This is a genomic window from Cupriavidus sp. 207A1, from assembly GCF_057798955.1.
The window spans coordinates 112,378-136,130 of sequence record NZ_JBYOJO010000010.1; the positions used below are offsets into that span (position 1 = coordinate 112,378).

Below are 23,753 nucleotides of genomic sequence, written 5' to 3' on the forward strand. Positions count from 1 at the left end.
GAAGGCAGTCTAGGGTGGCCAGTTGAGTCTGTCCAAGACGGAATTTGAAATACTTGATACCCTATAGGTCTGAATTTCAAGTATCACTCAGGGGTAGACATGCTGGACATCCGTCAACTTCACTATTTCGTCGCCGTGGCCGAGGAAGAGCACGTCGGCCGCGCCGCCGAGCGGCTCCATATCTCCCAATCGCCACTTAGCCGGCAGATCGCCCAGCTTGAAGAGAAGCTCGGGCTGGTGCTGTTCGAGCGTTCCCAGCAGCGCATACGCCTTACGCGCGACGGCCGCACCTTCCTGGCCGAGACGCGGGCTTTCCTGACCCACGGCACCCGGCTCGAATCGCTGGCCCGGCGTCTTGGGCGCGGCGATGAAGGCGGCCTGTGCATCGGCTACCTCGAGTACGCGATGCACTCCGGCATCCTGCCGAACGCGCTGCGCGAACTGCGCCACGACCGGCCCGCCGTCCATATCGCGCTGTACAACCAGCAGTCGGCAACGCAGCTCGAAGGACTGCGCCAGCGCAGCCTCGATATCGCGCTGGTATGCGAACCGCCCTTGCCGGACGATCCGGACCTCGAGGCCGCCCAGGTACTCAACGACCCGATGCTGCTGGCGCTGCCCGAGGGCCACCCGCTGGCCGGGACCGAGCCGCTCACTCCGGGCGATCTCGCCGCGCAGAAGTGGATCGGCGTGATGCACCAGGAGACCGCGCTGCGGCACGACGCCTTCATCGCGGCCTGCGCCCGGGCGGGTTTTACCCCCACCATCACCATGGAAGCGACCGAGCCGCTGGCCGCGCTGGGGCTGGTGGCCGCGGGGCTGGGCGTGACCACGATCCAGCAGAGCCTGCGCCACCAGGCACCGGCCGGCGTGGTGCTGCACGAACTGTCGTGGCTCGACTACCGCACCCCGTTGTGGGCTGCCTGGCACAAGGTCAACCTGCGGCCGCTGGTCGAAATCTTCCGCAAGACCTTGCTGCAGTCGAGCATGATGGCCACCGCGCACACCGCGGCACAGGCAGCGTGAGCCGCACCGGTCTTGCGCGGCCACGCTAGCCCCCATCCGTTGGTTGCCACGCAGCGGCGTCCTTGACACCCACGCGATCCCGCCTCTAATAGCCTTAGGTACCGTCAAGCTGGCAACGACGGCCGGGAGGCGAAATGCGCTGCAGCCAATGCGGCTTCGGCAATCTTGCTGGCGCCAACTTCTGTGAGGCGTGCGGGGCGCGGCTTGCCCGCGTGTGCCCGCAATGCGGCGCCGAGGCCACCGCGGCGGCACGGTTCTGCCGCGTCTGCGGCGTCGGCCTGCCGGACGCGCCCACCGCCGCCACGCCGGCGCCCGCCGCGCCGCGCCCGGACAGTCCGGCGCCGGTCCACTACACCCCGCCGCACCTGGCCGGGCGCATCCTGGCCGAGCAGGCGGCGATGGAAGCCCGCGGCGAAACCGCCGGCGAGCGCAAGACCATCACCGCGCTGTTTGCCGACATGGCCGGCTCCACCGCGCTGACCCAGGACCTGGACCCCGAGGACGCGCGCCGCCTGATCGATCCCGTGGTGACGCTGATGATGGAAGCGGTCCACCACTACGAGGGCTACGTCGCCAAGTTCCTCGGCGACGGCATCCTGGCGCTGTTCGGCGCGCCCATCGCCCACGAGGACCACGCACTGCGCGCGCTGTACGCGGCGCTGCGCATGCAGGATGCGATGCACCGGCACAGCGACCGCGTGCGCCTGGAGCAAGGCATTCCGCTGCAGGTCCGCATCGGCATCCATACCGGCGAGGTGGTGGTGCGCTCGATCCGCAAGGACGACCTGCACACCGACTACGATCCGGTCGGGCACACCATCCATATCGCCTCGCGCATGGAGGGCATCGCCACGCCGGCGTCGATCCTGGTGAGCGAGTCCACCCACAAGCTGACCGAAGGCTATTTCGAGTTCACGGCGCTGGGCACCACCAGCGTCAAGGGCGTGCGCGAACCGCTGGCAGTGTACGAGGTGATCGGGCCGGGACCCTTGCGCACGCGGCTGCAGGTGGCCGCGCACCGCGGCCTGGCGCGCTTTGTCGGGCGCCAGGACGAGCTGGCGCACCTGAACGCGGCGCTGGAGCAGGCCAAGGCCGGCCACGGGCGCATCGTCGCGGTGGTCGGCGAGGCCGGGGTCGGCAAGTCGCGGCTGTTCCATGAATTCAAGGTCAGGTCGCAGCAAGGCTGCCTGGCGCTGGAGACGTTCTCGGTCTCGCACGGCAAGGCCTTTGCCTACCTGCCGCTGATCGAGATGCTGAAGAACTATTTCCAGATCACGGCGCATGACGGCGACCGCAGCTGCCGCGAGAAGCTGACCGGCCGGCTGCTGACGCTGGACCGCTCGCTGGAAGAGCACCTGCCCTACCTGCTCTACCTGCTCGGCGTGGTCGAGCCCGACTCGGCGCTGCCGACCATGGACCCGGCGCTGCGGCGCCAGCGCACCTTCGACGCGATTGCGCGGCTGCTGGTCCGTGAAAGCCAGAACCAGCCGCTGGAAGTCATCTTCGAAGACCTGCAATGGCTGGACGGCGAGACCGAGGCCTTCCTCAACATGCTGGTCGACCACGTGCCCGGCGCGCGCATCGTGCTGCTGGTGAACTACCGGCCCGAATACCGCCACCGCTGGGACGCGGGCGCGCATTACTCGCAGCTGCGCCTGCAGCCGCTGGGACAGGCCGAGGCGCAGGAGCTGCTGACCGCGCTGCTCGGCGACGACCCCAGCCTGGCGCCGCTGAAGCGGCTGATCCTCGACAAGACCGAAGGCAATCCCTTCTTCATGGAGGAAGTGGTCCAGACCCTGGCCGAGGAAGGCGCGCTGCTGGGCCAGCCTGGCAGCTACCGCATCGAGAAGGCGCCGGCGCTGCTGCACATCCCCACCACCGTGCAGGGCGTGCTGGCCGCCCGTATCGACCGGCTGCCGCTGGCGCAGAAGGAACTGCTGCAGACCCTCGCCGTGATCGGCAAGGAGTTTCCGCTGGGCCTGGTGCTGCGCGTCACCGGCCTGCCTGAAGACCGGCTGCATCCGCTGCTGCGCGACCTGCAGGGCGCCGACTTCATCTACGAACGCCCTGCCTTCCCCGAGGTGGAGTACGCCTTCAAGCACGCGCTGACCCAGGAGGTGGCCGGCAGCTCGTTACTGACCGAGCGCCGCAGCGCCCTGCATGAAAGCTCGGCGCAGGCGATCGAGGCGATGTTCCACGGCCGGCTCAAGGACTACTGCAGCGAGCTGGCCCATCACTACAGCCACAGCGGCAATGTGCCGAAGGCGGTCGAGTACCTGCACTGCGCCGGCCAGCAGGCGCTGCAGCGCTCGGCGCAGGAAGAAGCGATCCGGCACCTGAGCGAGGCCATTGCCCTGCTCAAGCGCCAGCCCGACAGCAGCGAGCGCGCACGCCTGGAGCTGACGCTGCTGCTGACGCTGGGGCCGGCGCTGATCGCGGCGCGCGGCCAGGCCTCGCCCGAGGTCGAGGCCAATTACCGGCGCGCGATGTCGCTGTGCGAGCAAGGGCGGCAGACGCCCTATGTGTTCTCGGCGCAGCTGGGCATGTGGGCGTTCTACCAGCTGCGCGCGCAATACCAGGTGTCGCTGCCGCTGGCGCGGCGCCTGCTGGCGCTGGCCACCGAGTCGCAAAAGCCCAAGCAGCTGGCCGAAGGCCATCGCGCGCTGGGCGCCACGCTGTTCCGCCTGGGCCTGCTGGAAGAAGCGCGCGCGCATATGGAGGCCGTGCTGGCCGTGCCGCACCCGGAGCATTCCGCCTATGACTTCCTGACCGGCTACGGCCGCGACCCGATGGTCCATGCCACCAGCACGCTGGCCTGGATCCTGTGGTACCAGGGCTTAGCCGACCAGGCCCTGGCGCGCAGCCGCGAGGCGCTGGCGCTGGCGCGCGCGCGCCCGGATGCCTACAACCTGGCGCTGTGCCTGGTGTTCGCGGCGGAACAGTACCGCTGGCGCCGCGATCCCGCGCAGGCCAGGGAATATGCCGAAGCCGCCATTGCCATTTCGTGCGAACAGGGCTTCCCGATCTACCTGGCCTGGGGCACCGTGCTGCAGGGCTGGGCGCTGTCCGAGCAGGGCAGCCACGAGGAAGGCATAGCGCAGATGCGACGCGGCCTGGCCGCCTACGAGGCCACCGGCGGCGAACTTGGCATGCCGAACCTGCTGGCGATGCTGGCCGAGGCCTGCGGCCGGGCGGGACAGCCCGCCGCCGCGCTGGACGTGCTGACGCGCGCGCAGGCCATGATCGAAGAGACCGGCGAACGGCTCGATGAAGCCGCCGTCTATCGGCTGCGCGGCGACATGCTGCTGCAGCTGGCCGCGCCCGATGCCGGCGCCGCCGCCAGCCATGAAGCCGAGGCCTGCTTCCAGCGCGCGCTTGCGGTCGCGCACGGCCAGGGCGCCAGGCCGCTGGAACTGCAGGCCGCGCTCAGCCTGGCCCGGTTGTGGCAGCGCCAGGGCAAGGGCGACGCCGCGCGCGAAGCGCTGGCGCGCATCCACGGCAGCTTCAGCGAGGGCACCGATGGCGCCGACTGGCAGGAGGCGCGGGCCTTGCTGGCCGAGCTTGCCAACAACGAGGCGGCCCGCAAACCGGGTCCGGCGCGCGCATGAGCACCGCCGCCGCCAACCCGCTGCAAGAGCGCTTTGTCGCGCTCTGGACCCTGGCGGGCGGTACCCGCGCGGCGGACGCGTATGCCGACCTGGCGCGCTGCTACGGCGAGCCGACCCGGCATTACCACACCCTGGACCATGTGCGGCGCTGCCTGCGCGACCTCGACTGGGCGCGCAGCGCGATCCCGGATGCCGCCGACGTCGAACTGGCGCTGTGGTGCCATGACGTCATCTACGTGCCCGGCGCCGCCGACAACGAAGCGCGCAGCGCTGCGTGGCTGCAGCACTGGTCGGCCGGCACGGTGGGCACCGCCGCACGCGTGGCCGCCCTGATCCTGGAGACCACGCACGCCGACGTGCCCGCCAGCCTGGCCGGGCGCTTCACCGCCGACATCGACCTGGCCGCGCTGGGATACAGCCGCGCGCGCTTCGAAGACAACGGCGCGCGCCTGCGCGCCGAGCGCACCGACCTGGACGATGGCGCCTATGACGCCGCCGAACGCGCCTTCCTGCAGCGCCTGCTGGCCAGTCCCCGCATCTATGCCACCGACCTGTTCCGGTCGCGCTACGAGGCGCAGGCGCGAGCCAATCTGGCCTGGCGGCTGGCCCAGCCCGCGCCTACAGGAATTCGCCGGTGATATCGACGCTGGAGCGCTGGCCCACGCAGTCATAGTTGCGATCGAGCCAGAGCGTGGCGGCCTGCCGGCCCTGGTCGCGCAGCGTGCACAAGAAGGCCCAGTCGGCGTTGTACTTGGTCGAGACCCCGAGCGTGGCCATGGTCTCGTCCGAGCGGATCGAATGAATCCACATCTCCTTCATCTCGTTGCGGTCGATCTTGCCCTGCTGGATCAGCGTGGTGACGAAGCCGATCGCGCGCATCTCGCGCATCAATGACGAATTGAAGCTGACCTCGTTGACCCGGTTCAGGATCTCCGCCGCCGTGGTCGGCACGCCGCGGCGCACGATCGGGTTGATGTGGACGATCACGACATCGTGGGTCTCGCAGTGATAGATCAGCGGAAAGATCGCCGGGTTGCCGACATAGCCGCCGTCCCAGTAATGCTGGCCGTCGATGCTGACCGCCTGGAACAGCGTGGGCACGCAGGCCGAGGCCAGCACCGCGTCGACGCTCAGCTCTTCCTGCGCAAAGATGCGGATGCGGCTGGTCTCGATATTGGTCGCGCACAGGTACAGCCGGATCGGGCAATGCGCGCGCAGCGCCGCGAAATCCACCTGGCCGAGCAGCACGTCGCGCAGCGGATTGGCATTGCCCGGGTTGAACTGGTACGGCGACAGCAGCCGCAGCGTGATGTCGGCCATGGCGTACAGCGGCGAATGGTTCAGCCCCAGCGTATGGCTGCCCTTGAACCACGGCAGCCAGCGCAACGGGTTGAAGCGCTGCGCCGAATGCGCGATGGCCTGCCAGAAGTCGTGCAGGGCCTGGCGCGCGCCGTCGCTGCCGCCCTGCATCAGGCCGTAAGCCAGCACCGTGCCGTTCATCGCCCCGGCGCTGGTGGCGCTGACGCCCTCGATCACCAGCCGCCCATCTTCCAGCAGGCGGTCCAGCACGCCCCAGGTAAATGCGCCGTGCATGCCGCCGCCCTGCAAGGCCAGCGCCACGGGCTTGGCTTGGACAGGCTCGGGCGGCATAGGTGTGCTCCCCTGGGCGGCGACAAGGCGCCATGCTCAAGTGTAGGGAAGAACCGCGGCGGCCGCGTAGGGCGCCGTGCGTGGTATGACACACAGCGTGGCGCCGCTACGTCATGATGGGCCCCGCGATCGTGGCAGCGGCATCACTTGTGGACGTGCCCGCGCCCCGCTACGCCAGCTCGAACCCGTGCCGCGCCAGCGGCAGCGAGCGCAGGCGCTGCCCGGTCGCGGCGAACAGCGCATTGGCCAGCGCCGGTGCCAGCGTCGGCACCGCCGATTCCCCCACGCCGCCGATGCGCTCGCCACTGGGCGCCAGCACCGCCTCGAAGCGCGGCGTCTGCGCCAGCCGCAACAGTGGATAGTCGTGGAAGTTGGCTTGCTGCACGCGCCCGTCGGCAATGGTGATGGCGCCCGTCATGGCCGCGCTCAGGCCCCAGATGCTGGCGCCCTCCAGCTGGCGCTCGACCGTCGCCGGGTTGATCACGGTGCCGCAGTCGATGGCATTGACGATGCGGTGCAGCGTGACGCGCTGGCCCTGCACCGACAGCTCCACCACCGTCGCGCACAGCGAGCCCCACGCCTGCGACAGCGCCACGCCGTGGAAGCGCCCTGCCGGCGCGATGCCCCAGCCGACGTGCTGCGCCAGGCGCTGCAGCAAGCGCGCCGGGCGCGGGCGGTCGGCCAGCAGGTTCAGCCGGAACTGCAGCGGATCGGCTTTGGCGTGATGGGCCAGCTCGTCGATAAAGCTCTCGGCGAAGAAGGTGTTCTGCGTATAGCCCACGCCGCGCCAGAAGCCCACCGGCACGGCGGTATTGACCATGGCATGGCGCACGGCGACGTGGGGCAGCGCGTAAGGCAGATCCACCACCCCTTCGACCGATTTGGGGTCGACCCCGCCCTTGACCCGGTCCGGGAAATTGCGGACATAGATCGACGAGCAGGCCAGGCGCGCATCCAGCGCGCGGATGCCGGCCGCGTCGGGGGCCAGCACCGCGCTGAAGCGCGCCGCCGCCGCGGGGCGGTAGAAGTCGTGCTGGATGTCTTCCTCGCGCGACCAGATCAGCTTGACCGGCTGCCCCGCAGCCTTCGACGCCAGCGCGGCCTGGACGAAGACATCGAACTCCTCGCGCCGGCCGAAGCCGCCCCCGACGAAGGTTCCATGTACGACGATGCGGTCGGCGGGCAGCCCCAGCACGCCCGAGAGCCGCTGCGCGATCTCGCCGCAGACCTGGGTCGGGCCCCAGATCTCGGCCCGGTCGGCGCGCACATCGGCGGTGGCGTTCATCGGTTCCATGGTGGCGTGGGCGAGGTATGGCACTTCGTATTCGGCGGTGTAGGCCTGTGCGCCCTGCATCTGCGTGTCAGGATCGCCGTGGCGCAGCGCCATCGCCGAGGCGCTGCGTGCGGCCTCGCGGTAGCCGGCCATCAGCGCCGCGTCGCTGGCCGGCTCGCCTTGCGGCAACTGCCAGTCAGGCTGCAGCACGGCCAGGCCCTTGCGCGCGGTCCAGTAGCTGTCGGCCAGCACTACCACGGCATCGTCCAGCGGCACCACGCGCCGCACGCCGCGCAGCGCCAGCGCCGGCCGCGCATCGACCCGGCGCAGCGTGCCGCCGAAGACCGGGCATGCCATCACCGAGCCCACCAGCATGCGCGGCACCTTGACGTCGACGCCGAACACCGCGGCCCCGCGCGTCTTCAGCGGAATGTCGAGCCGGTCCGTCGGGCGGCCCAGCAGCTTCCAGTCGCGTGGGTCCTTCAGCGCCACGTTGGCCGGGCGCGGCAGCGTGGCGGCGCGCGCGGCTAGCGCACCGTAGCCGAGCGTGCGCCCGCTGGGCTCATGCAGCACCACGCCCTGCACCGCGCGGCACTGCGCCACCGGCACGCTCCAGCCCTGCGCGGCGGCCTCGCGCAGCATCTCGCGCGCGGTGGCCCCGATGCGGCGCAGCGGCTCGAACGACCAGCGTGCCGAGGTGCTGCTGGCGGTCGCCTGCACCTTGAACATGCGGTTGTTGTAGACCGGGTCGGTGGGTGCGAGCTCGGCACGCACCTGGCGCCAGTCGCACTCGAGCTCTTCGGCGATCAGCATGGGGGCGGAGGTCATCACGCCCTGCCCCAGTTCGGCCGACGGCACCATGATGGTCACGCTGCCGTCGGCATCGATGCGCAGCCAGGCATTGACGTCGTCCGGGTCGCGCGCGGGCGCGGCGGCGTCGGCCGCCTTCGCCAGTGGCAGGTGGAAGCCCAGCACCAGTGCGGCGGGGACGGCGCCGGCGGCTTGCAGGAAACGGCGGCGGCTTGCGTGGAGATGGCTCACGATGACGCCCTCCCCTTCGGGTCCCCGGCGTTCAGTGCCGTGGCGGCGCGCAGGATGGCGCGTTCCACGCGCGGATAGGTGCCGCAGCGGCACAGGTTGGTGATGCCGGCGCGGATCTCCTCCGGCCGCGGCGACGGGTTGTCCTGCAGCCACGCGCAGGCGGCCATGATCATGCCCGACTGGCAATAGCCGCACTGCGGCACCTGCTCGGCAATCCACGCGCGCTGGACCGGGTGCGAATTGTCGGCCGACAATCCTTCGATGGTGGTAATGTCGGCGCGCGCGACGGTGCCCACAGGCGTGATGCAGGCGCGCACCGCCTTGCCATCGACATGCACGGTGCAGGCCCCGCACAGGCCGGCACCGCAGCCGAACTTGGTGCCGGTATAGCCCAGGTAATCGCGCAGCACCCACAGCAGGGGCATGTCGCGTTCGGCCTCGACGGCGTGGCGCTTGCCGTTGATCTTCAGTTGCAGCTTCATGGGGGTCTCCTCGTTGCGCACCGGCTTCGCAGCGGCCGGTTCGGTGCGGCCCAGTATCGGCCGCGCGGCATGGCGGGACAATCGACTTGTTTTGCCATCACCTGTGAGGCAAGATCACAGCCATGATTCGCCGGCTCCCTTCGATGCAAGTGCTCCAGGCCTTTGCCGCCACCGCGCGCACGGGCAGCATGACGCGCGCCGCCGATGCGCTGTGCGTGACGCACGGCGCCGTCAGCCGGCATATCCGTGCACTGGAGTCACAGCTTGGCTGCACCTTGTTCCTGCGCGCCGGCCGGCAGCTGGAGCTGACCGCCACCGGGCGCGAACTGGCCGACGACCTCGAGCGCGCCCTGCGCGCGGTGGAACTATCGCTGGCCGGCGCGGCCGCTCGGCGCGCGCGCGAACGGCAGTCGCTGCATGTCAATGTCAGCCCCGAACTGGCCGGCGCGTGGCTGGTGCCCAAGCTGCCGCAACTGCGCGAGGCGCTGCCCGGCCTGGACCTGTCCATCGCCGCCAGCACCGAGGACCCCGACTTTGCCCGTTCCGACCTGGACGTCAGCCTGCGCTACGGCCCCGCGCCCTTCACCGGCTACCAGTGCCTGAAGCTGCTCGACGACGACATCATCGTGGTATGCAGTCCCGGCTTCGCCCAGCGGCATGCCGGCATGACCGCGGCTGACGCCGCGCACCTGCCACGGCTGCGGCACGCGCGCTTCCGCTGGTCGCAGTGGGGCGCCGCCGCGGGCGTGGTACTGGACGAGCCCGAAGACGGCATCGTCTTTGACTGCCGCGCGCTGCTGATCGAGGCTGCGGCCAGCGGCATGGGGCTGGCGCTTACGCGGGCCTTGCTGGCACGCGAGGCTATCGCTGCGGGGCGGTTGGTGCGGCCGTTGGTGGATAGTTTTCCGGCTAGTCATAACTGCTACATCGTGTGGCGTGGGGATAATCCTAAGCAGGGGTTGATTCGGGGGTTCGCGGAGTGGTTGCGGGAGGTGGCGCTGCGGGGGTGAGCGGTGATCACGTGGCGTTATCGTGCTTGGCGGGCGCGGCTGTTTCGCCGGCGTAGCCGGCGACCTACTTCTTGGCCGAGCGCCAAGAAGTAGGCAAGAAACGCGTCGCCTAAGCGGCTGGCTAAGGCGGTGTTGCTGGTTCCAGCGGCGGTGACTTGCGGCCCTGCGGTTGGTGGTCCGGCCCTGCTGACGCTACCTGGATGTGCCTGGCGTTCGAGGTCGGATGGACGAACCCGACTTTAGGTCGGTGGCCGCCCGCTAACGGCGTTGTTGGTGGGACGCCTTCGGCTGCGCTGCGCGCGCTCCCTATCTCAGGTCTACTGCCCGGGCACGGAGTGCGTCGCTGCGCTCGCACGCGTTGTCGCTGGGGATCTCTCTGGCTTTTATTGCCGGCTTGTTTGCTCCCCTCTCCCGCGTGCGGGAGAGGGGCGGGGGTGAGGGCCGGCGCATCAACGAAGTCAACCGCATCAGTCCGCGCAGACTATCCCGCCCAGTCAGCAGCAGCATCCAGCGGATAAACCGGCCTCTCAACCCGCCGGAACGGAAACCGCTCATAGCGCGAACTGGTAACCCCCTCCCCGTCGCACTCGACCACCGCCTTGGCAATCGGCACGAACACCGGCCGGCAGTACATGCGCGACTTCAGCAGCAGGAACCTGGCCCGGTGCGGATCGATGCCGATATGCGTGAAGATCCCCAGGTCCCAGTGCTCTTGCGGGGTCTCGGTCACGATCACCTGCGCCGCGCCGATGTCGAGCAGGGCGGTGCGCCCCATGCGGATGCGCTGCCCGGTGTAGGTCGGCCCGGTGATGGTGTACTCGCCGTCGCTGATCGCCGCGACCGTGCCGGTCAGCGGCCGGCTTTGGGGATAGACCTCCAGTTGGGGTAGCGCCACCTTGTCGCCGACCGGCAGCGTGATGCTGGCCCCGAGGCCGGCGTCGACCAGCGCGGCAACCGCCTCCGGGTCGCACACGGGTCCGACCGCGATGCCGGTCAGGCCCTGCGCCAGGGCCTCGTGCAGTACCGCCATGTTGTCGCAGGTGCCGCCGGACATGCAGTTGTCGCCATGGTCGAGCAGCAGCACCGGCCTTGCATCGGCACGGTCCGCGCTGTCGGCAAGCTGCGCGGCGCGCGCGATGGAGCTGGCGAGCGGCTCGGCCTGGTAGGCGAAGGCGTCGCGCTCGGCCCAGGCCTGCGCCGCGATCCGGCTCGCAACCTCGTCGGCCCTGGCCGGGTCGCCGTCGCCGACGACAATCACGCTCAGGCAGGGCGCGGCGATGTCGGACAGGCCGAAGCCGGCCAGCACCGACACCGCCAGCATGCCGTCCCGCTCGGCCTGGCGCGCCAGCGCGACGGCGCGCTGCATGGCGCCTTCGTCGGTGCGGCTGCGCAGGGTGTGGGTGATCAGCGGCGGGCGCCGCCACGCCATCACCGGGCGCACGCGCCCGGCAATCATGTCGAGGAGCAGCCGGCCGGCATGGGCGCCGGCTTCATACATGTCCACGTGCGGATAGGTCTTGAAGCTGACCGCGATGTCGGCGTGGTCGACCAGCGCCTGCGTAATGTTGCCGTGCAGGTCCAGCGCGACCGCGACCGGCGCATGCGGCAGCACGGCACGCAGGCGGCGCAGCAGGTCGCCTTCGCCGTCGTCGCTGTTTTCCGCCACCATCGCGCCGTGCAGGTCCAGCATGACCGCATCGCAGCCGTCGGCGGCGGCGATGATGGTGTCGCACAGATGGGTGTAGGCCTCGGCGGCGACGCGGCCGCTCGGGTTGGCGCCGGCGATCACGGGCACCACGATTTGCGCACCGGCGGCCTCGGCCAGGTCGATGAAGGCGGCGGCCGCGGTGCGGGTGCCTTTGGCGACGCGATAGGCGGCGTCGCCATAGGCCGGCGAGAAAGCAGCCAGCGGCGTCGGCACCGGCGAAAAGGTATTGGTCTCGTGATTGAGTCGGGCAATCAGGATTTTCATCGGGCAGTCCGTTCCGGGTTCAGGGCCGCGTGGCGGCATCGAGCATGGCGTGCAGCAGCACGTTGCAGCCGGCCTCCAGGTGCTCGGGCCGGGCATCTTCGATTTCGTTGTGGCTGATGCCGTCCTTGCACGGCACGAAGATCATCGCGGCCGGGGCGACGCGGGCCAGGTAGACCGCGTCATGGCCGGCGCCGCTGATCACGTCCATGGCGGAATGGCCGAGCCGTTGCGCGCCGTTGCGCACCGCCTCGACCAGCCGCGCATCGAACGGCTGCGGCGGAAAGTACACCACCTGCCGCAGATCGATGGCGATGCCGCTGCGCGCCGCCAGTGCGACAACCTGCCCGCGCAGCGCCGCGTCCATCGCCGACAGCACCGTGTCGTCGCCGGCGCGCAGGTCCACTGTCATCGTGACCTTGCCGGGGATGACGTTGCGCGAATCGGGATGCACGCCGAGGCAACCCACCGTGCCGCGGCCATGCGGGGGATGATCGAGCGCGATGCGGTTGACGATGCCGACCAGCTCCGACGCCGCCAGCAGCGCGTCCTTGCGCAGCGCCATCGGCGTGGGGCCGGCATGCGCTTCCATCCCGGTCAGCACCACGTCGTACCAGCGCTGGCCGAGCGCGCCCGTAACCACGCCGATGGTGGTGTCGTTGGCCTCCAGCACCGGGCCTTGTTCGATATGCGCTTCAAAGTAGGCGCCGACCGGTCGCGCACCAACCGGTTCCGGCCCGGCATAGCCGATGGCCTGCAGCGCGTGGCCGACGCTGATGCCGTCGCGGTCGCGCTGCTGCAGCATGTCCGCCAGCGCGAACTCGCCGATAAACGCGCCCGAGCCCATCATCACCGGCACGAAGCGCGAGCCTTCCTCGTTGGTCCAGACCGCGACCTCCAGCGGGGCGTCGGTGACGATGCCGGCGTCGGCCAGCGTGCGCAGCACTTCGATGCCGGCGAACACGCCGTAGTTGCCGTCGAACTTGCCGCCGGTCGGCTGGGTGTCGATATGGCTGCCGGTCATCACCGGCGGCAGGGTGTCGTCGCGCCCGGCTCGCCGCGCGAAGATATTGCCGATGGCATCGACGCGAATCGTGCATCCGGCCGCCTGGGCCTCGGCGACGAAGAAGTCGCGGCCCTGGCGGTCCAGGTCGGTCAGCGCCAGCCGGCACACGCCGCCCCTGGGCGTGGCGCCGATGGTGGCCAGGCGCATCAGGGTGTCCCACAGGCGCTGGCCGTCGATGCGCAGGTCGGCGCGCGCGCCGGCGCTCGCCGCGGCCGCGCGCGCTGCTTGCAATGTCGTCATGTCATTCCTCGTATCGGTCGGCCGGCGTTGCGGCCTCCATCATCGGGGTTCAAGCCGCCAGGCCGACGCCGAGATAGCGGTCCTTGACCGCCTCGTCGGCGCGGAACGCGTCGTTGCTGCCGGTGTAGACCACCCTGCCCTGCTCGATGATCACGTGGCGGTCGGCCAGCTGCGTGCAGACCTCCAGATTCTGCTCCACCAGCAGGATCGGCACGCCCGCGGCCTTGATGACCTTGAGCTGCGCCACGATCTCTTCCACGATCACCGGGGCCAGCCCTTCGACCGGCTCGTCGAGCATCAGCAGGCGCGGATGGTTCATCATGGCGCGCCCGATCGCGAGCATCTGCTGTTCGCCGCCGGACAGCTGCGCGCCGCCGTTGCCGCGCCGCTCGCGCAGGCGCGGGAAGATGCGGTAGATGTCCTGCAGCTGCCACGGCGAGTCGCGGCGCGCGGCCAGCTTGAGGTTCTCTTCCACCGTCAGCAGCTTGAAGATGCCGCGGTGCTCGGGCACCAGGCACAGGCCTTCGGCGGCAATACGGTGCGGCGGCATGCCGGCGACGTCCTTGCCGCGGAAAATGACGCGCCCGCCGCGCGGCTGGACCACGCCGGCGATGGCCTTGAGCGTGGTCGACTTGCCGGCGCCGTTGCGCCCCAGCAGCGTGACCAACTCGCCTTCGCCGACCGCCAGCGACACGCCCTGCAGCACATGGCTCTTGCCGTAGTAGCCATGGATCTCCTGAACATCGAGCATCATCCCTTGCCTCCGGTAATCATGTTGCCCAGATAGGCGGCGCGCACGCGCGGGTCGCCCCGCACGGCCGCGGGCGGCCCTTCCATCAGCACCTTGCCTTGCTGCATCACCGTGACGGTGTCCGAGATATCCATGACGATGTCCATGTTGTGTTCGATCAGCACGACGGTGTGGTCCTGCGCCAGCCCACGGATCAGCCGCTTCATCGCGCCGAGGTCGTCGACGCCCATGCCCGAGGTGGGCTCGTCCAGGAAGATCGCGCGCGGCCGCGCGGCCAGCGCCATGCCGACCTCCAGCCGCCGCTGCTGGCCGTGCGACAGCACGCCCGCAGCGCTGTCCGCAACGCGCGCCAGTTCCAGCCGTTCGAGCACCTGGTCGACCACCGCGCCACAGGCCAGCTCACCGACCGGCAGGCGCCATCCGCTCATGGCCTTGCGCGGCGACGTGCCCAGCGCGGCCAGGCGCAGGTTCTCGCGCACCGGCAGGCTCGGGAACAGGCTGGTGACCTGGAACGAACGCGCGATGCCGCGCTGCACGCGCTGGTAGTCGGCCTCGGCCGTGACATCCTTGCCGTCGAAGACGATGCGGCCGGCGCTGACTTCCTTGGTGCCGGTCAGCATGTGGAACAGCGTGGTCTTGCCGGCGCCGTTGGGGCCGATCACCGAATGGATCGTGCCCGGCATCACGCGCAGGTCGACCCCGCCGAGCGCCATGAACTTGCCGTACTGCTTGACGATGCCGGTGGCTTCGAGGATGGGAGTGGTGTTGGTGTTCATGCGCGTTCCTCCTGCGTGACGGGCGCGCGGCGTGCGCCGCGCAGGCGATCCCATGCCGCGGCGCCCAACCCCCACAGCCCGCGCTGCATGAACAGGCTGACGGCGATCAGCAGGAAACCGAGCAGCATCAGCCAGCGCGGCCACAGCGTCGACAGCCAGTCCGCCAGCAGCACGTAGAAGGCGGCGCCCAGCACCGAGGCAAAGATATTGCCGGTGCCGCCGATCACGGTCATCACCAGGATCATCTCGCTGGCGTGGTAGTCGATATTGGTCAGCGGCGCGATGCCGGTCAGCATGGCGTGCAGCGCGCCGGCCAGCCCGGTGACCGCGCCGGACACCATGAAGGCCAGCAGCTTGAACGTCTTGACGTTGTAGCCGACCGCCAGGGCGCGCTCTTCGTTGTCGCGGATCGCCAGCAGCGTGCGCCCCAGCACCGACTCGGTCACGCGCAGCACCGCAAGGAAGACCGCCAGGAACAGCACCGCGACGAAACCATAGAACTGCCACGGCGATGCCAGCGACACCAGCGCATTACCGGCGACGGACAAGGGCGGACGCGGGATGTCCAGCAGGCCGTTGTCGCCGCCGGTGATGCCGGGCGCCGTATAGGCGAGGAAGTAGAACATCTGCGCGAACGCGAGCGTCAGCATCACGAAGTAGGTACCGCGCTGGCGGATGGCGAACCAGCCGACCAGCGCCGCCGCGGCCGCGCCGATCACGATCGCCAGCAGCAGCGCCAGCGGCACCGGCAGGCTGGCGCGCGTCAATGCCAGCCCCACCGCATAGCTGCCCAGCCCGAAGAAGATGCCCTGGCCGAACGACAGCAGGCCGGTGTAGCCGAGCAGCAGGTTGCACGCCATCGCCGCCATCGCGTAGATCAGCACTTCGGTGGCGAGCGTGCCGGAGCGCATCGTCAGTGGCAGCAGCAGCGTGACGCCAAGTGCCAGCCACCAGAAGCGGTAGCGCAGGAGCCATTGTCTTTGCATCGCCATCATCCTCTCCCCAGCAAGCCATGCGGACGCAGCAGCAGCACCGCGGCCATGGCGACATAGATCATCAGCCGCGCGCCCTCGGGCCACAGCGTGCTCATCAGGCTCTGCACCACCCCCACCAGCAAGCCGCCCACCAGCGCGCCGGTGAAGCTGCCCATGCCGCCGACCACGACCACGATAAAGGCCACGCCCAGCGCCTCGACGCCCATGAACGGCTCGGCGCCGCGGATCGGCGCGGCCAGCACGCCGGCGATCGCCGCGGTGGCGGCACCCAGCGCGAACATCAGGCTGAACAGGCGGAACACGTTGATGCCGAGCAGCGACACCATTTCGGTCGATTCGCTGCCCGCGCGCACCGCGCTGCCCAGACGCGTGCCTTCCAGCAGCCACCACAGGCCGATGGCCAGCAGGCCGGTGAAGCCGATCACGAACAGGCGGTACTTGGGATAGACGAAGTCGCCCCACATCACCACGCCCTGCAGCGCATCCGGCGGCGGCACGTCGACGCCGAGCGGCCCCCAGCCGACGATGATGAGTTCCTGGATGGCCAGCGCCAAGCCCACCGTGACCAGGATGTGGAACTCGTGCGGCTGCGCATAGACGTGGCGCAGCATGACCTTCTCGGTCAGCCAGGCCAGCGCGCCGATGATGATCGGAGCGAATACCAGCGCCACCCAGAAGTTCATTCCGATCTGCAGCGCCTGGAAGCAGAGGTAGGCACCCAGCGCATAGAAAGCGCCATGCGCGAAATTGACGAAGCGCAACAGGCCGAACACGATCGACAGCCCTACCGCCAGCAGGAAGTAGAGCATGCCTATCCCAACGCCGTTGATCACCTGCAACAGATAGACGTTCATGAGTCGTACGGATGTAGGAAGCCTCCATGCCGCGCGGGACTGCGCGGCACGGTGCTTCGGTGTGCTTCAGTTGTGCGAATCGGCGGGGCGGCCGCCCCGCAGTGTCAGGGCATCAGGCCATCTTGCACTGGGTCTGCTCGACCGGCAGGAAGGCCTTGCCGACGCTGACGATCTCGGCGTAGTCGTCTTTATCCTTCATGCGCGACTTGGCCTTGCCCTTGAGCAGGTAGTAGTTCTTCAGCACCTGGTGGTCGGCGGCGCGGATTTCCTCCGGCCCGGTCAGGCCCTCGTACTTCATGCCCTCGAGCGCGGCGACCACCGCCTTCGGATCGGCGCTGCCGGCCTTGATCATGCCGTCCACCATGATCTTGGTGCAGATGTACGAGCCCGCCAGGCTGTAGTTGGGATTGGACTTGAACTTGGCCTGGGTGCGCTTGACCAGGTCGCGGTTCAGCGGCGTATCGACGCCGTGCCAGTACTGCGCGCCGAAGTAAACGCCCTCGCACAGGTCAGCACCGAGCGACTCGAATTGCTCCAGCCCCGAGGCCCACGCCAGCAGGATGGTGGTGTTCTTCTTCATGCCGAAGCTGACTGCCTGGCGCAGCGTGTCGGCGGACTGCGAGCCGAAGTTCAGGATCAGCAGCACGTCCGGCTTGGCGGCCAGCGCATTGGTCAGGTAGCCGCTGAACTCTTTCTCGGTCAGGGCGTGGTAGCTGTTGCCCACGTGCTCGATGCCCTTCTCCTTGAAGATCGCCTTCGCCGCCGACAGCAACCCGTCGCCAAACACGTATTGCGGCGTGATGGTGTACCAGCGCTTCGCCTTGGGCATCGATTCGATCAGCGGCCGCACGGTGCGCTCGATCGCGCCGAAGGTCGGCACCGACCAGCGGAAAGTGGCGCGGTTGCAGTCCTTGCCGGTGATCTCGTCGGCCCCCGCGGTGGTCACGAACACGCCGCCGAACTTCTCCGCCTCCTTGCCCATGGCCAGCGATTCGGACGACAGGATGCCGCCCGCGAAATAGCGCGCCGCCTTCTGCTGCGCCAGCTCCTGCACCTTGCGCACCGCGGTGGCGGGCTTGCCTTCGGTATCGAGCACGCTGTAGCGCAGCGGCCGGCCCAGCACCTGGCCGTACTGGTCGATGGCGAGCCGCATGCCCAGGTCGGCGAATTTGCCGTTGGCGGCGAAGGCGCCCGACATCGGCACCGGGCAGCCGAATTCCAGTGCTTCGCCGGCGGCAAGGGCGCTGCGGCCATGGATCAGGGAGGTGGGAACGGCGGACAACGCCGCCAGTTTCAGCAGGTCACGACGATTCAAGGCTCACTCCTCGTTATGTGGGGATCGGGCTGCACGGGGGCGAAAGTCTGGCCAACGCCATGGCCTGGCGCTGCGCCGTCTCCCCGACATGCTGGTGACTTTCGCCCGGCGCGGAGACTGCCCGAGCAAGAATCGAACCTGTTTATTCTATTTATACGTATAAATAGAATAGAATCATCTTAGGAGTCGGCCGGAATCGTTGTCAACAAAGGAAAGGTCAGGGTTTACGCACCCTCGGCGCATGGCGCTGCGTGCGCCGCGCATGAGGCGACGGGACGACAGACAGGTGCGGGCGGAGCCCCGGCCATGCCAGTGAATCGGGCAGCATGCACGCGCCTGGGGCAAGCCGCGGCCCTGCGCCGGCGCGCTTGGCTAGAATGCAAGCGCCCGGGCCTCCATGGCTTGCGGCGCATGACAAGGAAAGAGCAATGGCGATGTTTCGGGAGGGCAAGACCGGGGCCATCGAGATCCGCAAGCAGAAGCGCGCGGACCTGGTGGCGGAAGAGCTCAAGCGGCTGATTACCCAGCGCAACCTGCGCCCGGGCGACAAGCTGCCGCACGAGGTCAAGCTGCAGCAGATGTTCTCGGTCAGCAAGAGCACCATCCGCGAGGCACTGAAGTCGCTGGAGGTACAGGGCCTGATCCGGGTCAGCACCGGGCCGGCGGGCGGCGGCACGATCGTCGAAGTGCCGCTGGACCGCACCTTCCAGCTGATGCAGAACTACCTGTTCTTCAAGGACGTCGGCATTGCCGACATCTACACCGTGCGCCGGCTGCTGGAGCCGGAGCTGGCCGCCGGCGCGGTGCCGCATCTGACCGATGACGATTTCAAGGCGCTGGAGCGCACCATCGACCTGTGCGACCCGGCCTCGGCCGCGGCGGCGACCCCATTGCTGGACCAGCGCCAGGAAGACCTGACCTTCCACGACATCCTGGCCGCCGCCAATCCCAACCCGATGCTGCGGTTCTCATGCGAGCTGATCAACGAGATGATTCGCCAGCTGGTGGTATTCGGCAACGACACCCCTGCGTGCGAGCACGAGAAATTCGGCGCGGCCAACGTCAAGTTCCACAAGCGCATTGTCGAGGCGGCACGCCAGCGCGACGCCGAGACGGTGCGCGCGCTGATGTCGGCGCATATGGAAGAGTGCACGCATTACGTCACGCGCATGAACGGGCGGGTCCACGGCCGCCTGGTGCTGGACTCCGAGATGCCGCGGCGCGGCCGGATGCTGCCGGCGGACGACGAATGAACCCCGGACCGGCGCACCCGCGCTCGCGTCAGCCAGCCGCGTCCAGGCGCGCCGCCGCCCGCTTCAGCCGCGCCACGCCTTCGGCGATCTGCTCCGGCGCCGCGCCGGCGAACGACAGCCGGAACGCGGGCCGTGCGCGGCGCTGCGCGTAGAAGCCGGCCCCGGGTACGAACAACACCTTTTCGGCGATCGCATGCGGCAGCAGCGCGGCGGCATCGTCGACGCCCTCCAGCGCAGCCCACAGGAACATGCCGCCAGCCGGCAAGGCAAAGCGGATCCGCTCGCCGAAGGCCTGCCACAGCGCCTGGGCCAGCCGGTCGCGCTTGTCGCGGTAGAACGCGATCTCGCGCTCCACCTGCGCCGGCAGCCGCCCGTCCGCCAGGTATTGCGCGACCGCCAGCTGGATCCACGGCGGCGTGCAGAGATCCGACACCTGCTTGGCAATCACCGCGCGGCGGATGATTTCCGGCGCGGCCACCATCCAGCCGATGCGCAAGCCGGGCGCCAGCGTCTTCGACAGGCTGGCCAGGTGCACCAGCCACGGACGTGCGCCGGGCACCTGGTCGCACAGCGCCAGCAGCGACGGCGGCGCGGCGCCGTCGAAGCTCAGCGCGCCATAGGGATCGTCTTCGACCAGCACCACCTGGTGCCGCGCCGCCAGCTCCAGCAGCCGCAGCCGGCGCGCGGGCGACAGCGTGGCGCCGGTCGGGTTGGCGAAGGTCGGCACGGTGTAGATCAGCCGCGGGCGCGCCGCGCCGTCGGCCAGCATCGCCGCGAGCGCGTCGACGTCCATGCCGTGCTGGTCGGACGGCACGCCGCGCACGTCGGCGCCCGCCAGCCGCAGCGCCTGCAATGTCGCCGAATAGGTCGGCTCCTCGACCAGCACCACGCTGCCCGGCTCGACCAGCGCTCGTACCAGGAAATCAAAGCCCTGCTGCGAGCCGCTGGTGACCAGCAGCTGGTCCCGCGTCACGGCGGCACCGCGCCCGGCCATCAGCGTCACGAGGGCGTCGCGCAGCACGGGCGCGCCTTCGGTAGCGCCGTACTGCAGGCATTCGGCGGGCCGCTCGCGCAGCGCCTGCGCGGACACGGCGCCGATGCCGTCGGCATCGAACAGCGCGGCGGACGGATAGCCGCCCGCGAAGGAGATCATCTCCGGATCCGACAGGTACTTGAACAGCTCGCGGATCGGCGAGCCTTCCGGCTCGCGCAGCGCGGGAACGAACGGGTAGGCGACGGTCATGGTCGGCTCGGCGTCAGCATGCCGCGGCGGTCATCTTGAAGATGCCCTGCGCATTGCCCGCATCGAAGCCCAGGTCGGTGCGCGTGACCGCCTGCGCGTCATCGACGTAGCGGTCGCGGGTGATGAACTCGTAGAACGAGCCCGGCACCTCGCGCACCACCTCGGCGCCGTCCGCGCCGACAAAGGCGCGGCGCACCGGGTCGGCGCGGAACGCGGTCTGGCGCACGCGGCCGCTGCGCGACACCTCCACCTTGTCCTTGATCGGCCGGCCCAGGCGCTTCTGCGCCTCGGCCAGGGCGAACACGTCTTCGACGCGGTCGGTGGCGTGGTTGAAGGCATTGCCCTCGGTGGCGATCCACGCCATCTCGGCCGATTCAGCCAGCAGGGCCTCGTAATCGGCCAGCCGCGGCGCTGCGTGATGGCGTTCGAAGCAGCGCGCCAGCGCACCGATCAGCTCGCCGGCATCCGCCAGCGGCAACGACCCTTCGCGCTCGAGCTCCCACAGCAGTGCCTGCGCGCGCGGCGTCAGCGGATCGACCGAAGTTTCCAGGACGCGGCTGACGGCCTGCTGGAAGCCTTCACTGAAACGCTCCGGGTGCAGTTCGCTGACAAAGAACTGCGCGATCTCTTCCGGCGCGTCTTCATGCGCGTACGAGCGCCCGGTCATGCCGATGCGGTCGAGCGGATAGGTGCCGTTGAGGCGGTAGCCCAGCGGCCGCAGGATACGCGTGAAGGCGGCCTCGCCGGCTGGCAGCGCGCCGTGGTCGGGCCAGCGCACGGTGCGCAGCGCGCCATGGTCGAAGTGGACCTTGCCGCCCGCTGCGGCCACGTCTTCGGTGTAGGCCTTGCCGGTCGGCACGCGCTCCAGGATGCCGGCGAACAGCACCAGGTTCAGCGCATGGGCAATCTCCGCGCGCGACGGGCGCCCGGCTGCGCCGGCCGGCAGCTGCGTGGGCGCGCTCACCAGCGCGGACAGGCGCTCGGCGCCGGCGGCGCCAAGGTGCAGGGAAACGAGTTGGTTGATGTTATTGCTCATGATGCAGGTAGGGCTCATCGGCCGGATAACGAGATGGAAATCAATGACGGCTTTCAGTCCACCGAAGCGCCGGACAGGCGCACGATCTCCCCCCACTTCTGGCGGTCCTTCTTCAGCACCTCGGCGAAGGCTTCGGGAGTGCTCGGCGCGGGTTCCGCGCCGAGGTCGCGCATGCGGGACTGCACGGCGGGATCGCCGAGCGCGCGCGCCAGGTCCTGGCTGATCTTCTGCGCCACCGCGCTGGATACGCCGCGCGGCGCCAGCAGGCCGAACCACGGGCTGGCGTCGAAGCCCGCCACCGGACCGGCGGCGGCCACGGTCGGCACGTTGGGCAGCGCCGACGAGCGCGCCGGCGTGGTCACCGCCAGCGCCTTGAGCTTGCCGGAGCGCACGAACGGCAGCGATGCCGGCAGGTTGTCGAACATCACGTCGACGCTGCCGCCCATCAGGTCGGCAATCGCCGGGCTGCTGCCCTTGTAGGCGACGTGGCTCATCTCGGTGCCGGTCATGCGCTGGAACAGCTCGCCGGCCAGGTGCGTCGAGGTGCCGTTGCCCGCCGACGCCATGTTGACGCGCTTCGGATTGGCCTTCAGGTAGGTAATGAACTCGGCCAGCGTCTGCACGTGCGCGCGCTCGGCAAAGGCGGGCGACAGCACCACCACGTTGGGCACGCGCGCCACCATCGTCACCGGCGCGAAATCGGCCACGGCGTCATAGGGCAGCTTCTTGTACAGGGTGGGATTGATGCCGAACTCGCCCACCGACCCCATCAGCAGCGTATAGCCGTCGGCGGTGGACTTGGCGGCGACGCCGGTGCCCACGATGCCGCCCGCCCCGGGCCGGTTCTCCACCAGCACCGGTTGTTTCCATTGCAGCGCGAGCCGTTCGCCGACCAGCCGCGCCACCATGTCGGTAGTGCCGCCCGGCGGGTACGGCACGATGATGCGGACGGGCTTGGCGGGGAAATCCTCGGCGGCGACGATGCCGGATAGGGTCATGCCAAAGGCGAAAGTGCCGGCGGCCAGCGCGCTGAACAAGCGTTTCATTGTTGTTTTCCTGTCTACCTGATGGTTGTCGTTATGGCGGTGCCGCGATGGTGGGGGCCGCGGCACCAGGGCTGAATCATTTCTCATCAAGTCCGCCGGTTCAAGCGAGATTTCGGTATAGGATGATGACTTTATGTCATCAACTACCCTTCCCTTCCCGCGATGCGGCAACGCCTTCCCAGCCTTTCCAGCCTGCGCGCCTTCGAAGCCGCCGCGCTGCACCTCAACCTGCGCCGCGCCGCCGCCGACCTGTTCATCACGGAAAGCGCGGTATCGCGCCAGATTGCCGCGCTGGAAAGCCTGCTCGGCGTGCAACTCTTCCACCGCGCCAACCAGCGCATCACGCTGACCGCGGCCGGTGCGCTCTACAGCGTCCAGGTGCGCGAGATGCTGCGCAAGCTGCAGCGCGACACGCTGGAGGTGATGGCGCATGAAGGCGCAGGCGGCACCGTCGAGCTTGCGTGCGTGCCGACCCTGGCGGTCGAATGGCTGATCCCGCGGCTGCCCGATTTCTACGCGCGCCATCCCCGGGTGGTGGTCAATATCAGCGCCCAGTCCGACGTGTTCCTGTTCGACGGCACGCCCTACGATGCGGCGATCCACTTCGGCGAAGCGGTCTATCCCGGCGCGCGGGCGGATCTGTTGTTCGGCGAGGAATCCGTGGCGGTGTGCCACCCGCAGCTGTTCGGCCGCAAGAAGCGCCTTGACGCGAACGACATCGCGCATGCGCCGCTGCTGCACCTGGCCACGCGCAGTTTCGGCTGGAAGCAATGGATGGAGGCAGCCGGCATCGATGACGTCAACGCCATGCGCGGGGCCCGCTTCGACCACCACAGCATGGTGATCGCCGCGGCGCGGGCCGGCCTGGGCATCGGCCTGGTGCCGCGTTTCCTGGTGGAAGAGTACCTGGCGAGCGGGCAACTGGTGAGCCCCGTGGCCCGCTCGCTGCGCTCCACCAGCGCGTATTACCTGGTACAGCCCGATACGCGCCCGATGAGCCATGCCATGCAGCATCTGCGCGCGTGGCTGCTCGAGGCGGCCTCGGCATTTGCCGAGGGCCAGGGCGTGGGATCTGCCGGCCCCAAGTCAGCCGCGCGGGATTGAAGGCTGCAGGCGTGC

The 23,753-nt window shown here is 69.2% G+C and carries 19 protein-coding genes; 6 read left to right on the top strand and 13 right to left on the bottom strand.

Annotated features, from left to right (window positions below; genetic code table 11):
- Nucleotides 1–99 precede the first annotated feature (99 nt).
- The 3 genes from AC3FMM_RS19225 to AC3FMM_RS19235 all read left to right on the top strand — a co-directional run bounded on the left by AC3FMM_RS19225 (nucleotide 100) and on the right by AC3FMM_RS19235 (nucleotide 5,272).
- Nucleotides 100–1,026: a LysR family transcriptional regulator gene (locus AC3FMM_RS19225; protein ID WP_488687297.1), complete on the top strand. Its 927-nt coding sequence runs from the start codon at nucleotides 100–102 to the stop codon at nucleotides 1,024–1,026.
- A 134-nt stretch (nucleotides 1,027–1,160) separates the two neighbouring features.
- On the top strand, nucleotides 1,161–4,634 hold the full coding sequence (locus AC3FMM_RS19230) for an adenylate/guanylate cyclase domain-containing protein (RefSeq protein WP_116314477.1): 3,474 nt from the start codon (nucleotides 1,161–1,163) through the stop codon (nucleotides 4,632–4,634).
- Entirely contained in the window at nucleotides 4,631–5,272 is a 642-nt protein-coding gene (locus AC3FMM_RS19235) for an HD domain-containing protein (protein ID WP_115700794.1), read from the top strand. The genes AC3FMM_RS19230 and AC3FMM_RS19235 overlap by 4 nt, the downstream gene beginning before the upstream one ends.
- Here AC3FMM_RS19235 and AC3FMM_RS19240 read toward each other — a convergent pair.
- The 3 genes from AC3FMM_RS19240 to AC3FMM_RS19250 form a co-directional block, all read right to left on the bottom strand.
- Nucleotides 5,253–6,284: a patatin-like phospholipase family protein gene (locus AC3FMM_RS19240; RefSeq protein WP_115713185.1), complete on the bottom strand. Its 1,032-nt coding sequence runs from the start codon at nucleotides 6,282–6,284 to the stop codon at nucleotides 5,253–5,255. The two genes, AC3FMM_RS19235 and AC3FMM_RS19240, sit on opposite strands and share 20 nt — an antisense overlap.
- 169 nt (nucleotides 6,285–6,453) lie before the next feature.
- The gene (locus AC3FMM_RS19245; RefSeq protein ID WP_116314478.1) at nucleotides 6,454–8,598 is read right to left on the bottom strand and encodes a xanthine dehydrogenase family protein molybdopterin-binding subunit; all 2,145 of its coding nucleotides are present in this window, start codon (nucleotides 8,596–8,598) and stop codon (nucleotides 6,454–6,456) included.
- Nucleotides 8,595–9,080 (bottom strand): (2Fe-2S)-binding protein, encoded by a 486-nt coding sequence (locus tag AC3FMM_RS19250; protein ID WP_116314479.1) that lies wholly within the window; start codon nucleotides 9,078–9,080, stop codon nucleotides 8,595–8,597. Before AC3FMM_RS19250 ends, AC3FMM_RS19245 begins: the two co-directional genes overlap by 4 nt.
- Nucleotides 9,081–9,223: 143 nt before the next feature.
- Here AC3FMM_RS19250 and AC3FMM_RS19255 point away from each other — a divergent pair, with 143 nt between their 5' ends.
- Nucleotides 9,224–10,090 carry a LysR substrate-binding domain-containing protein gene (locus AC3FMM_RS19255; protein WP_240987835.1) on the top strand — a complete coding sequence of 289 codons (867 nt, stop codon included), beginning with the start codon at nucleotides 9,224–9,226 and terminating at the stop codon, nucleotides 10,088–10,090.
- A gap of 481 nt (nucleotides 10,091–10,571) precedes the next feature.
- Here the strand turns inward: AC3FMM_RS19255 and AC3FMM_RS19260 are convergent, their stop codons facing one another.
- From AC3FMM_RS19260 to AC3FMM_RS19290, 7 genes are all read right to left on the bottom strand, one after another.
- A complete protein-coding gene (locus AC3FMM_RS19260) occupies nucleotides 10,572–12,062 on the bottom strand; it encodes a M81 family metallopeptidase (RefSeq protein ID WP_326347482.1) in 1,491 nt (496 codons plus the stop codon).
- 19 nt (nucleotides 12,063–12,081) lie between these two features.
- Nucleotides 12,082–13,365, bottom strand: coding sequence for a Zn-dependent hydrolase (locus tag AC3FMM_RS19265; protein WP_326347483.1), 1,284 nt, complete (start codon nucleotides 13,363–13,365; stop codon nucleotides 12,082–12,084).
- A 49-nt stretch (nucleotides 13,366–13,414) separates the two neighbouring features.
- Nucleotides 13,415–14,119 carry an ABC transporter ATP-binding protein gene (locus tag AC3FMM_RS19270; protein ID WP_062803034.1) on the bottom strand — a complete coding sequence of 235 codons (705 nt, stop codon included), beginning with the start codon at nucleotides 14,117–14,119 and terminating at the stop codon, nucleotides 13,415–13,417.
- The gene (locus AC3FMM_RS19275) at nucleotides 14,116–14,892 is read right to left on the bottom strand and encodes an ABC transporter ATP-binding protein (protein WP_488687298.1); all 777 of its coding nucleotides are present in this window, start codon (nucleotides 14,890–14,892) and stop codon (nucleotides 14,116–14,118) included. Before AC3FMM_RS19275 ends, AC3FMM_RS19270 begins: the two co-directional genes overlap by 4 nt.
- Nucleotides 14,889–15,884: a branched-chain amino acid ABC transporter permease gene (locus tag AC3FMM_RS19280; protein WP_414248776.1), complete on the bottom strand. Its 996-nt coding sequence runs from the start codon at nucleotides 15,882–15,884 to the stop codon at nucleotides 14,889–14,891. The genes AC3FMM_RS19275 and AC3FMM_RS19280 overlap by 4 nt, the downstream gene beginning before the upstream one ends.
- Entirely contained in the window at nucleotides 15,884–16,741 is an 858-nt protein-coding gene (locus tag AC3FMM_RS19285; RefSeq protein WP_112776597.1) for a branched-chain amino acid ABC transporter permease, read from the bottom strand. Before AC3FMM_RS19285 ends, AC3FMM_RS19280 begins: the two co-directional genes overlap by 1 nt.
- A gap of 112 nt (nucleotides 16,742–16,853) precedes the next feature.
- Nucleotides 16,854–18,056 (bottom strand): ABC transporter substrate-binding protein, encoded by a 1,203-nt coding sequence (locus AC3FMM_RS19290; protein WP_115682557.1) that lies wholly within the window; start codon nucleotides 18,054–18,056, stop codon nucleotides 16,854–16,856.
- Between the two features lie 428 nt (nucleotides 18,057–18,484).
- On the opposite strand from AC3FMM_RS19290, the gene AC3FMM_RS19295 reads away from it, so the two are divergent.
- The gene (locus tag AC3FMM_RS19295; RefSeq protein ID WP_025585039.1) at nucleotides 18,485–19,309 is read left to right on the top strand and encodes a FadR/GntR family transcriptional regulator; all 825 of its coding nucleotides are present in this window, start codon (nucleotides 18,485–18,487) and stop codon (nucleotides 19,307–19,309) included.
- 28 nt (nucleotides 19,310–19,337) lie between these two features.
- Here the strand turns inward: AC3FMM_RS19295 and AC3FMM_RS19300 are convergent, their stop codons facing one another.
- From AC3FMM_RS19300 to AC3FMM_RS19310, 3 genes are read right to left on the bottom strand one after another with little or no spacing between them, the layout of a single operon-like run.
- The gene (locus tag AC3FMM_RS19300) at nucleotides 19,338–20,552 is read right to left on the bottom strand and encodes an aminotransferase-like domain-containing protein (protein ID WP_488687299.1); all 1,215 of its coding nucleotides are present in this window, start codon (nucleotides 20,550–20,552) and stop codon (nucleotides 19,338–19,340) included.
- Nucleotides 20,553–20,565: 13 nt separating this feature from the next.
- Nucleotides 20,566–21,588 (bottom strand): DUF1338 domain-containing protein, encoded by a 1,023-nt coding sequence (locus AC3FMM_RS19305; protein WP_414248774.1) that lies wholly within the window; start codon nucleotides 21,586–21,588, stop codon nucleotides 20,566–20,568.
- A 53-nt stretch (nucleotides 21,589–21,641) separates the two neighbouring features.
- On the bottom strand, nucleotides 21,642–22,634 hold the full coding sequence (locus AC3FMM_RS19310) for a Bug family tripartite tricarboxylate transporter substrate binding protein (protein ID WP_116314487.1): 993 nt from the start codon (nucleotides 22,632–22,634) through the stop codon (nucleotides 21,642–21,644).
- Between the two features lie 162 nt (nucleotides 22,635–22,796).
- On the opposite strand from AC3FMM_RS19310, the gene AC3FMM_RS19315 reads away from it, so the two are divergent.
- Nucleotides 22,797–23,738: a LysR substrate-binding domain-containing protein gene (locus tag AC3FMM_RS19315; protein ID WP_115713174.1), complete on the top strand. Its 942-nt coding sequence runs from the start codon at nucleotides 22,797–22,799 to the stop codon at nucleotides 23,736–23,738.
- Nucleotides 23,739–23,753: the final 15 nt, after the last annotated feature.